The following is a 10,113-nucleotide window of genomic DNA, read 5'->3' on the forward strand; positions in this document are numbered from 1 at the left end:
ATCCCCTACCTGCGCGCCCTTTCAGTGGTAGATCGCGCCCCCATGTCCGAGCCCGACGTCATCTCCATCCGCGGAGCCAAGGAGCACAACCTCAAGAACATCTCCCTGGAGATTCCGAAGAAGAAGCTGGTGGTGTTCACCGGCGTCTCCGGCTCGGGGAAGAGCTCGCTGGCGTTCGACACGCTCTACGCCGAGGGCCAGCGCCGCTACGTGGAGAGCCTCTCCGCGTACGCGCGGCAGTTCCTCGGGCAGATGGAGAAGCCCAAGTACGACACCATCCGCGGCCTGTCGCCCACCATCTCCATCGAGCAGAAGGCGGCCAGCAACAACCCGCGCTCCACGGTGGGCACCGTCACCGAGGTGCATGACTACCTGCGCGTGCTCTTCGCCTCCGTGGGCGTGCAGCACTGCCCCCAGTGCGGCAATCGCGTGGGCAAGCAGAGCGCCCAGCAGATCGTCGACACGCTGATGGAGTCCCCCGCGGGCACCAAGGTGATGGTGCTGGCGCCGGTGGTCACCAATCGCAAGGGCGAGCACAAGGACATCCTCACCGAGGCGCAGAAGCGCGGCTTCTCCCGCGCGCGCGTGGACGGCAAGGTGAAGGGCCTGGAGGAGCGCATCGAGCTGGACAAGAAGTCCAAGCACGACATCGCGCTCATCATCGACCGGCTGGTGCTCAAGCCGGAGGTGCGCACGCGGCTCACCGACGCGGTGGAGACGGCGCTGCGCGAGGGCAAGGGCATGCTCATCCTCACGGATGAGACGGGCAATCCGGCGAGCGATCGCATCATGAGCGAGCTCAACGCCTGCCACGCGTGCGGCCTGTCCTTCGGCGAGCTGAGCCCCTCCTCGTTCTCCTTCAACAACCCGCTGGGCATGTGCCCGGACTGCAACGGCCTGGGCACCAAGGCGGAGATGGATCCGGAGCGGATTGTTCCGGACCCCTCGCGCAGCCTGCGCGACGGCGCGGTGGAGCCGTGGGCCAGCGGCATGAACAAGGGCGAGGGCTGGACGGCGGACTTCGTGGAGAGCCTGGCCGGGAACTTCGACATCGACCTGGACACGCCGTACGGCAAGCTGCCGGCGAAGGCGAAGAAGATCTTGATGTACGGCGCCGAGGGCAAGCGCTTCACCGTGAAGTGGGGCGATGGCGGCCGCTACGAGATGGAGTGGGAGGGCCTGGTCAACAGGCTGATGCGCGGCTTCAAGACGACGACGTCCGAGGCGATGCGCACCTACTACCAGAAGTTCTTCAGCGACAAGCCGTGCCCCACGTGCGATGGCGCGCGCCTGAAGCCGGAGAGCCGGGCGGTGAAGGTGCACGGGCGCTCCATCGTGGAGCTGAGCCGGCAGACGATCGGCGACGCGCTGCGCTGGCTCCGGGACATGCAGCTCACCGAGACGGAGCGGAAGATCGCCACCGAGCTGCTCAAGGAGATCCGCAGCCGCCTGGGCTTCCTGGAGGACGTGGGGCTGGCGTACCTGACGTTGGACCGCACGGCGTCCACGCTGTCCGGCGGCGAGAGCCAGCGCATCCGCCTGGCGTCGCAGATGGGCAGCGAGCTCACGGGCGTCATCTACATCCTCGACGAGCCGTCCATCGGCCTGCACCAGCGGGACAACGGCAAGCTGCTGGCCACGCTCAAGCGGCTGCGCGACCTGGGCAACTCCGTCGTGGTGGTGGAGCACGACGAGGAGACGATGGAGGAGGCGGACTGGCTGGTGGACTTCGGGCCGGGCGCGGGCGAGCTGGGCGGCCAGGTGGTGGCCGAGGGCACGCCGGCGCAGGTGATGGCCAACGAGAAGAGCTCCACGGGCGCGTACCTGTCCGGCCGCAAGGAGATCGCCATCCCCGAGCAGCGCCGGGTGCCCGGCAAGGCGAAGGTGGTCATCCAGGGGGCGAAGGAGAACAACCTCAAGGACGTCACGGTGGAGATTCCGCTCGGGATGTTCGTGGCGGTGACGGGCGTGTCGGGCGCGGGCAAGTCCACGCTCATCAATGAGATCCTCTACCCCGCCGCGGCGCGCGCGCTGTACGAGAGCCGCGAGGTGCCCGGCAAGCACAAGGCGATCACGGGGCTGGAGCACCTGGACAAGGTCATCGACATCGACCAGCGGCCCATCGGACGGACGCCGCGCAGCAACCCGGCCACGTACACGAAGCTCTTCGACTCCATCCGCGACGTGTTCGCGATGACGCCGGAGGCGCGAGCCTTCGGGTACACGCCGGGACGGTTCTCCTTCAACATCAAGGGCGGACGCTGCGAGGCGTGCGAGGGCGATGGCGTGAAGCTGGTGGAGATGCACTTCCTGGCGGACGTGTACGTGCCGTGCGAGGTGTGCAACGGCAAGCGCTTCAACGAGGCCACGCTGCGGGTGCGGTACAAGGGGAAGAACATCGCCGAGGTGCTCGAGATGAGCGTGCGCGAGGCGATGCAGCACTTCGGCGCGCACAAGGACATCATGCGCGTGCTGCAGACGCTGGAGGACGTGGGCCTGGGCTACATCCGGCTGGGGCAGAGCTCGCCCACGCTGTCGGGTGGCGAGGCCCAGCGCATCAAGCTGGCGCGCGAGCTGGCGCGCGTGGCCACGGGCCGCACCCTGTACATCCTCGACGAGCCCACCACGGGCCTGCACTTCGAGGACATCCGCAAGCTGTTGCACGTGCTCAACCGGCTGGTGGAGGCGGGCAACACGGTGCTCGTCATCGAGCACAACCTGGACGTCATCAAGAGCGCGGACTGGCTCATCGACATGGGGCCCGAGGGCGGCGCGGGCGGCGGCCAGCTGCTGGCCACGGGCACGCCCGAGCAGGTGGCGGAGGTGAAGGAGAGCCACACCGGGCGCTACCTCAAGCACGTGCTGACGAAGTCCCGGAAGAATCGCGTGGGCCGCAAGCCTCCCGAGACGGCCGCTCCCGCGGCCTGACCGGACACACCGGGCGCTCTTTAACTTGCGCCCCCCTCCCTCCTGCGCTGGCATCCAGGCCCACCACACTCGCAGGGGGGAGTACACGTGTCCGAGTCATCTCTCGCCGCACCGCAGCTCGTCATCAACAGCCGCATGCTGTACTCGAGCTGGATTCCCGCGGATCCGCACGCCGCCGCCGCGCTGCTGCCCAAGGGACTCCAGCCCGCCGCCAACCGCGCCATCTACATGAACCAGTACGTCGTCGACTCCGAGGATCAGACCTCGAGCTTCGGCGCCTACTCGCTCACGTACCTGGGGCTGGACCTGGCGGGCCGCACCGCGCCGGATGGAGTGACGCCGTCGCGCTTCTTCACCCACTACTTCAACTCCTCGGAGCGCGTGCGCGGCTACGTGCGCGAGCGCGGCGTCCCCGCCTCCCCCGGCACCACGACGCTGGAGCTCCACGGTGGCGAGCTGGTGGCCACCACGCGCGTCGAGGGCACCCCCATCATCCGCACGGTGGCCCGGGTGGGCTCGAAGATCGCCTCGGTGGCGCGCGGGCACCTCACCTACGTGACGCAGGTGAATGGCAAGCTCGTGGCCGGCAACTACCCCTACGTGGGGGAGCTGGCCTCGCCCTTCGAGCTGGTGTCGCTCGAGTTCCTCGCCAAGGACCACCCCGTCTACGCGCTGCGGCCCTCGAGCCCCCTGCAGAAGGTGGAGGGCTGGTGCTGGTACGCGCCGCGCGACTCCTTCGTCTACCCGGGCGGCGAGTACGAGTACAAGCAGTAGGGAGGGCCGCGGGGCGCCACCGGCTCAGGCGGCGCTCGCCGCGGGAGGGTGCGTGGCCCGCTCCGACACGGTCTGCGGCTCGTCCGACCAGAAGCGCAGCCACTCGTCGCGCAGGGCCCGGGCGTCCTGCCGGCCCAGGTCGATGAGGATGTCCGCGAAGCCGCCGTCGAAGAGCAGGTACGAGGCCAGGTCCGCCTCGTGCGCGGCGTCACGGTCCACCAGCCGGAGGATCGCCTTGTGCGCCAGGCCACTGCTGCGGCGGCGGAACTCGGGCGTGCGGACGTACTCGGCGGCCAGCGCGCCGATGTCCTTCGAGGGCCGCACCAGCAGCTCGCGCACGTAGCGCAGGGGCTGGCTGCGGTGGTGTCCCAGCACGCCGCTGAGCGTCCGGGCGAAGTCCGGCCCGTAGGCCACCGTCCCCGCCTCGAGGATGGCGTTGAGCCGCCGCAGCCGGCCGAGGTCCTGGTCCGTGCGGTCCATCATCAGCGTGTTGAGCATCTTGCCCGCGAGGAACGGCGCGGTCGCCAGCGCCTGCTCGCGCTCCTGCTCGGTGCTCTCCTGCGGGCCCGGGGCCTTCCGGGCGCGCAGGGCCTCGTGCCGCAGCGACACGACGATCACCCGCTGCGCGCCCAGCCGCAGCGCCGGGCTGAGCGGGACGTTGAGCCGCAGCCCTCCATCCACGTGCAGCCCGCCGCGCAGGCGCACCGCCGGGAAGACGACCGGGATGGCCGCCGAGGCCAGGGCGTGGTGCGGGGTGATGCGCGTGGCCTCGGCCTGGTACGAGGGATCATTGCCCCATGCGGGAATGACACCGTCGCGCCGCTGGACGAACACCGAGGCCCGTCCACTGCCCACGTGCGTGGCGCTCACCGCGAGCGCGTCGATATGGCCCCTGCGCATGTTGCGGGCGATCCCCAGCCAGGGAATGCCGCGGCTCACGATGGCCCGCAGCCCGCGGGGATCCACCAGCCCGCCGTACTGGAGATCGCGCGGATGGGGCGCCGGTTTGCCGAGCGCCTCGCGCAGCACCCGGAAGACGTCTCCCACGCCGACCCGGAGCACCTCCTCCACCTTCATGCCCGTCCAGTGCGCCCGCAAGCCCCGGCCCTGCGAGGCTGGCTGGTCGCTCGTCGCGGCGAGGTAGCAGGCGTGGATGGCCCCCACCGACGTGCCCGCGAGGATGTCGAGCCTCAGCGGCCGACCAAGCTCGGGCTCCAGCTCCTCGCGGAGATACGAGAGGACTCCGGCCTCGTAGGCCCCTCGCGCGGCACCACCTCCGAGCACCAGACCCGTCTTCAGTCCGGACATCATGGCGATCACCTCTCTGTAAGGGAGTCTACGGCGAATGATGCGTGACAGCGAGGGAACCCCTGCCTACAGCCGCCCACAGACTGGGGGCGTTGAGCACCCGGCACACACCGACCTATCGTGGCGGCCTCTTTCGACGTCGGCATCCCAGGGGGAGACACGGTGAGCAACGCACCCATCCAGAACGAGCAGGTCGAGTACTCGGACACGCGCCGCAGGGCCGCCGCTGCCGCGCCGCGCCGCTCGTTGAGGGAGATGGGCCCCATCACCGGCGCCATCGCCTCCGCCGCGGCCACCGTCGGCTCCCGGGCGCTGGGGCTCGGCGCCGCCGGCTTCATGCTCGGAATCGTGGCCTTCTTCGTCGAGAAGGGCACCGGCCTGCTCCACCACCCGTCGGAGAACTGGGGGGTGCTCGTCTATGGCCTGCTGCTCGTCTACATGGCGGCGGGGGCCATCGGGCTGGGGACCGCGGGGCTGTGGCGCGGCATCGGCCGCGTGGCGATGAACCTCGTGCAGCAGCACAAGCTCTGCCAGCGCATCGTCGAGCGCGTCTTCGAGCGGGCGGCCGGCCTCGTGGAGGGCGTGAACACGCCGGAGCTCCTCCGCAAGCCCCTGCCCATCCAGAAGCTGCGGGACGTGCTGAGCCGCGCCATCACCGCGTACGCCACGAGCGATGATGACGAGTCGGGCCTCAAGGGCTTCTCCCGCTCCATCTTCCGGCGCCTCAAGCTGAAGGTGTGCCTCCACATCGAGACGAAGCTCATCGACATCATCGGCGAGGAGAGCCGCGACCGGAACACCGTGGAGCTGACGCTCGAGCGGCTCCAGGACCTCGCCGAGGAGAAGCTCGACGAGCGGGTGATGGACGCGCTGGATGGCGCACGCAACCAGCAGGCGCTGGTGTGGGGCGGGCTGTTCGTCGCCGTGCTGGTGGTGCCGCCCATCGCGCTCGCGCTGCTGCGCTAGGCGTTTCGGAGGGACCTCCCGGCCGCGCGACTCACCAACTGGTCCGATTGTCGGACCAGTTGCTCGAGCTCGGGCCCGGAGGCTCCCCCCCTGCATGCGGGACGCGCCGGGAGTATCCTGTCCCGGCGCGTGTTGCGCCGCGCGCAAGGACAACCGGCCCCCCTTCACCGCCGGTTGCACGGGAGTAGGACCATGTGGAAACAAGGCTTCGCTGTCCTGGCCGCGCTCCTGATGGGACTCGGCTCCGGAAGTGCCGAGGCGCGCTTCGGCAAGCGCCCGCGCTCCTCGCCGTCAGCGCCCTCGTCGCCCTCGTCCCCGAGGCCCCCGCATCCGGCCAGCGGCGTGGGCGTGGGCAGGCCCCGTTCCAACCCGTACTCCGGGCCCGGGTACTACGGGTTCTACGGAGACCCCTGGACCCGCTACTACTACGACCCCGCCTGGGCCTGGCCGTACATGGGACCGGGACGCCCGTTCCTCTACGGCCGGTATTACGACCTGGCGTGGCGGCGCCGGATGATGCCTCCTCCGAGCGCCTCGGCGGCTCCCAGCGAGCCCTCGATGCCCTCCCGGGTGGACCTCACGGCGGATGCGGGCTTCGTCTCGGAGGGCTACGCGATGGGGCTGGGGCTGCAGGCGGATGGCGAGCAGCTCGCCGTCGGCGCCCGGATGACCCTCTTCAACCTGGCCACGGATGATGGCTCGCCGGGACGGGACACCCTCACGCTGGTGTCCCTCAAGCCGGGCGTGGTGCTGGTGGCGCGCGAGGACCTGCGCGTGCGCCTGCTGGCCGGCGTGGACCTGGCCTTCGCGCCGAGCGCCACCTTCGTGGGACCGGGGTTGGGCGCGAGCACGCTGATGCGCGTGGCGGGTCCGCTCGAGCTCGAGGCGAGCGCCCAGTGGACGCCCCTGCCCTTCACCCAGCTGAGCGGGGAGGCCGGACTGGCGCTGGAGCTCGGCCCGGTGCGGCTGCGGGGGGGCTACCGCGCCACCTATCTGGACGACCAGGGCCGCCTGGACCCCAACGGCATCCCCAACCGTGACTTCTTCACGGGGCCCTACGTCGGCGTGGCCGTGATGCCCTGAGCCATTTCGGGAGGGCTCACGCGCACCGCGGGTTGTGCTCGGAGCCACCGCTGGAGTAACCCTCCCGTCCATGGCCAGCCCGTCCACCGCCGCCCCCACCGCGACGCCCAGCGCCCGTTTCCCGCCCCAGATTCCCTTCATCATCGGGAACGAGGCCTGCGAGCGCTTCAGCTTCTACGGGATGCGGAACATCCTCACGGTGTTCCTCATCGACTACCTGCTGCGCAACGCCGTGCCCGACGAGGGCGCCCGCTCCGCCCAGGCCAAGAGCCTGATGCACCTCTTCATGGCGGGCGTGTACTTCTTCCCGCTGTTCGGCGGCTACCTCGCGGACCGCTGGCTGGGCAAGTACAAGGTCATCCTCTCGCTGAGCCTCGTGTACTGCCTGGGCCACGCCTGTCTGGCCATCTTCGAGAACAACGCCACCGGATTCTACGCCGGCCTCGTCCTCATCTCCCTGGGCAGCGGCGGCATCAAGCCGTGCGTGAGCGCCATGGTGGGGGACCAGTTCAACGAGTCCAACAAGCACCTGGTGAAGAAGGTCTTCGCCATCTTCTACTGGACCATCAACTTCGGGTCCTTCTTCGCCTCGCTGACCATCCCCCTCACCCTCAAGCACTTCGGCCCCGCGGTGGCGTTCGGCATCCCCGGCATCCTGATGTTCATCGCCACCGTCATCTTCTGGATGGGCCGCCATCACTACGTGAGGGTGCCCCCCACCGGCCCCAACCCCCACTCCTTCCTCAAGGTGGTCGGCTCCGCGCTGCGCCACCGCGGGCAGGGCTCGCACTGGCTCGACGGCGCCACCCGGGAGCACCCCGCCGAGGCCGTCGAGGGCGCCAAGGCCGTCTTCCGCATCAGCGCCCTGCTGCTGCCCACCATCCCGTTCTTCTGGATGCTCTTCGATCAGAAGGCCTCCACCTGGGTCATCCAGGCGCGCGCCATGGATCCGCAGATCGGCCCCGTCACCTTCCAGCCCAGCCAGATGCAGTTCATCAACCCCGCGCTGGTGATGATCCTCATCCCCTTGCTCGTGGGCGTGGTGTACCCCGCCCTCCAGCGCGCCGGCTGGGAGCTCACCCCCCTGCGCCGCATGCCCCTGGGGCTCGCCGTGGGCGCGCTCTCCTACGCCATCGCCGGCTACTACCAGGTGGTCATCGAGCGGGGCACCACGCTCAACATCGCCTGGCAGCTCCTGCCGTACATCGTCCTCACGCTGTCGGAGATCCTCGTCTCCACCACCGGCCTCGAGTTCGCCTACACCCAGGCCCCCCGCGAGATGAAGGGCATCATGCAGAGCGTCTGGCTGCTGACCTCCTCGCTCGCCAACGTCGCCGTGGCCATCGCCGCCGCCCTCAACGTCTTCACCGGCTCCGGCCAGTTCTTCTTCTATGGTGGCCTCGCGCTCGTCGCCGCCGTCGGCATGGCCCTCATGGCCCGGAAGTTCGAGGTGCGCGATTACTACCAGCTCGATACCTCCGGCCCCGTGCCCGACCGCGCCCAGCCTCCACTCGCCAGCTTGAGCAAGTAGGTCCGCGAGGGGAAATTGAAAAGCGAAGGGCCCCGGGTTCGTTCACCGGGGCCCTTCTTGTTGGGGCGGGAAGACCCTCACCCCTGCCCTCTCCCAGAGGGAGAGGGAGTTACGCCATCTGCGTCTTCGGCTCCGCCCCCGGCTGCTCCGCCGCCATCGGCTTCGTCTCGTCCGCCCCGTGCATCATCCGCTTCAGGATCGGCGAGATGGCCAGCAGCACCACGCCCGCCACCGTCGTGGCCGCCGTGATCGCCAGGAACAGGTCGAACTCGCCCAGCTTCTCCGCGTAGCCACCGATCAGACCCGCCAGGTAGTTGGCCACCGCGTTCGCGATGAACCATACCCCCATCAGCAGCGAGGCGAACCGCGTCGGCGCCAGCTTCGTCACCATCGACAGGCCCACCGGCGACAGGCACAGCTCGCCCGCCGTGTGGAAGAAGTAGGCCGCCACCACCCACATCAGCGCCGCCTTGCCCGCCGCCTCGCTCTGCTTGGACGCGCCCAGCATGAACACGAAGCCGAACGAGAGCAGCAACAGGCCCATCGCCATCTTCGCCGGAATCGACGGGTCCTTGTTCTTGCGGCCCAGCCCCGTCCACATCTCCGCGAAGATCGGCCCCAGCAGCATGATGAAGAGCGGATTCACCGCCTGCATCCACGTCGTGGGCACCTCGAAGCCGAACACGTTCCGGTCCACCTTCGCGTCCGTGTAGAGGTTCATCAGACCACCCGCCTGCTCGAACGCCGCCCAGAAGAAGACGACGAAGAGCGCCAGCACGAGGATCACGATGACGCGATCCACTTCCTGCCGGGTGAGCGCCACCGCCGGAGCCGCGGCCACGTCCGCCTTGCGCTCCACCCGCTTCGGCGCCGTGCCCACGTTGCCCAGCAGCCGCCTGGCGAACGCCAGGAACACCAGCACGCCCAGGCCCATGCCCACGCCCGCCGAGCCGAAGCCGTACATCCAGCCGAACTTCTCACCCAGCGTGCCGCACACCGCCGACGCCAGGAACGCGCCCACGTTGATGCCGATGTAGAAGATGGTGAAGGCTCCATCCCGGCGCGGATCTCCCGGCTCGTACAGCCCGCCCACCATCGTGGAGATGTTCGGCTTGAAGAAGCCGTTGCCCACCACCAGCAGGCCCAGGCCCGCGTAGAAGAGCGGCTCGGCGTTTCCAGGCATCGCCAGCACGAACTGGCCCAGCATCATCAGGATGCCGCCCAGCGTCACCGACAGCCGCTGTCCCAGGTAGCGGTCCGCGAGGAACCCGCCAATCACCGGCGTGGCGTACACCAGGCCCGTGTACAGGCCGTAGATCTGCAGCGCCTTGGCCTGGGTCCAGCCAAAACCGCCCTTCTCGGTGGCGCCCACCATGTAGAGCACCAGCAGGGCGCGCATGCCGTAATAGCTCATGCGCTCCCACATCTCGGTGGTGAACAGCAGGTAGAGGCCCTTGGGGTGACCCTGGGCCGGGGCCGCGGCGGCCGTGCTCTGTGCCATGCGAAGGTTTCCTCGCGAGTAG

At 69.3% G+C, this 10,113-nt stretch carries 7 protein-coding genes; 5 read left to right on the top strand and 2 right to left on the bottom strand.

Translation table 11 applies throughout. The annotated features are described in order from the left end of the window. Window positions 1–42: 42 nt before the first annotated feature. Complete coding sequence (gene uvrA / locus VFZ09_RS30820) at window positions 43–2,928, top strand: excinuclease ABC subunit UvrA (RefSeq protein WP_329731283.1); 2,886 nt, start codon at window positions 43–45, stop codon at window positions 2,926–2,928. An 87-nt stretch (window positions 2,929–3,015) separates the two neighbouring features. Then, complete coding sequence (locus VFZ09_RS30825) at window positions 3,016–3,702, top strand: hypothetical protein (RefSeq protein ID WP_329731284.1); 687 nt, start codon at window positions 3,016–3,018, stop codon at window positions 3,700–3,702. Window positions 3,703–3,726: 24 nt separating this feature from the next. On the opposite strand, the gene VFZ09_RS30830 is transcribed toward VFZ09_RS30825, so the two are convergent. Next, entirely contained in the window at window positions 3,727–5,013 is a 1,287-nt protein-coding gene (locus VFZ09_RS30830; RefSeq protein ID WP_329731285.1) for a patatin-like phospholipase family protein, read from the bottom strand. A 159-nt stretch (window positions 5,014–5,172) separates the two neighbouring features. Between VFZ09_RS30830 and VFZ09_RS30835 the strand changes: the two genes are divergently transcribed. From VFZ09_RS30835 to VFZ09_RS30845, 3 genes are all read left to right on the top strand, one after another. Next, window positions 5,173–5,976, top strand: coding sequence for a hypothetical protein (locus VFZ09_RS30835; protein WP_329731286.1), 804 nt, complete (start codon window positions 5,173–5,175; stop codon window positions 5,974–5,976). A 192-nt stretch (window positions 5,977–6,168) separates the two neighbouring features. After that, window positions 6,169–7,059 (top strand): hypothetical protein, encoded by an 891-nt coding sequence (locus VFZ09_RS30840; protein ID WP_329731287.1) that lies wholly within the window; start codon window positions 6,169–6,171, stop codon window positions 7,057–7,059. A 70-nt stretch (window positions 7,060–7,129) separates the two neighbouring features. Beyond that, complete coding sequence (locus VFZ09_RS30845; RefSeq protein ID WP_329731288.1) at window positions 7,130–8,590, top strand: POT family MFS transporter; 1,461 nt, start codon at window positions 7,130–7,132, stop codon at window positions 8,588–8,590. Window positions 8,591–8,699: 109 nt separating this feature from the next. On the opposite strand, the gene VFZ09_RS30850 is transcribed toward VFZ09_RS30845, so the two are convergent. Continuing rightward, complete coding sequence (locus VFZ09_RS30850) at window positions 8,700–10,091, bottom strand: peptide MFS transporter (RefSeq protein ID WP_329731289.1); 1,392 nt, start codon at window positions 10,089–10,091, stop codon at window positions 8,700–8,702. Window positions 10,092–10,113 lie beyond the last annotated feature (22 nt).

This window comes from Archangium sp. (assembly GCF_036277355.1).
Classification (GTDB): Bacteria; Myxococcota; Myxococcia; order Myxococcales; family Myxococcaceae; genus Archangium.

Excerpts from the sequence above, each read along its gene's own strand:
- VFZ09_RS30840 (WP_329731287.1), top strand. The coding sequence starts at position 6,169 with ATGTGGAAACAAGGCTTCGCTGTCCTGGCCGCGCTCCTGATGGGACTC.
- VFZ09_RS30830 (WP_329731285.1), bottom strand. The coding sequence starts at position 5,013 with ATGATGTCCGGACTGAAGACGGGTCTGGTGCTCGGAGGTGGTGCCGCG.
- VFZ09_RS30845 (WP_329731288.1), top strand. The coding sequence starts at position 7,130 with ATGGCCAGCCCGTCCACCGCCGCCCCCACCGCGACGCCCAGCGCCCGT.
- uvrA (WP_329731283.1), top strand. The coding sequence starts at position 43 with ATGTCCGAGCCCGACGTCATCTCCATCCGCGGAGCCAAGGAGCACAAC.
- VFZ09_RS30850 (WP_329731289.1), bottom strand. The coding sequence starts at position 10,091 with ATGGCACAGAGCACGGCCGCCGCGGCCCCGGCCCAGGGTCACCCCAAG.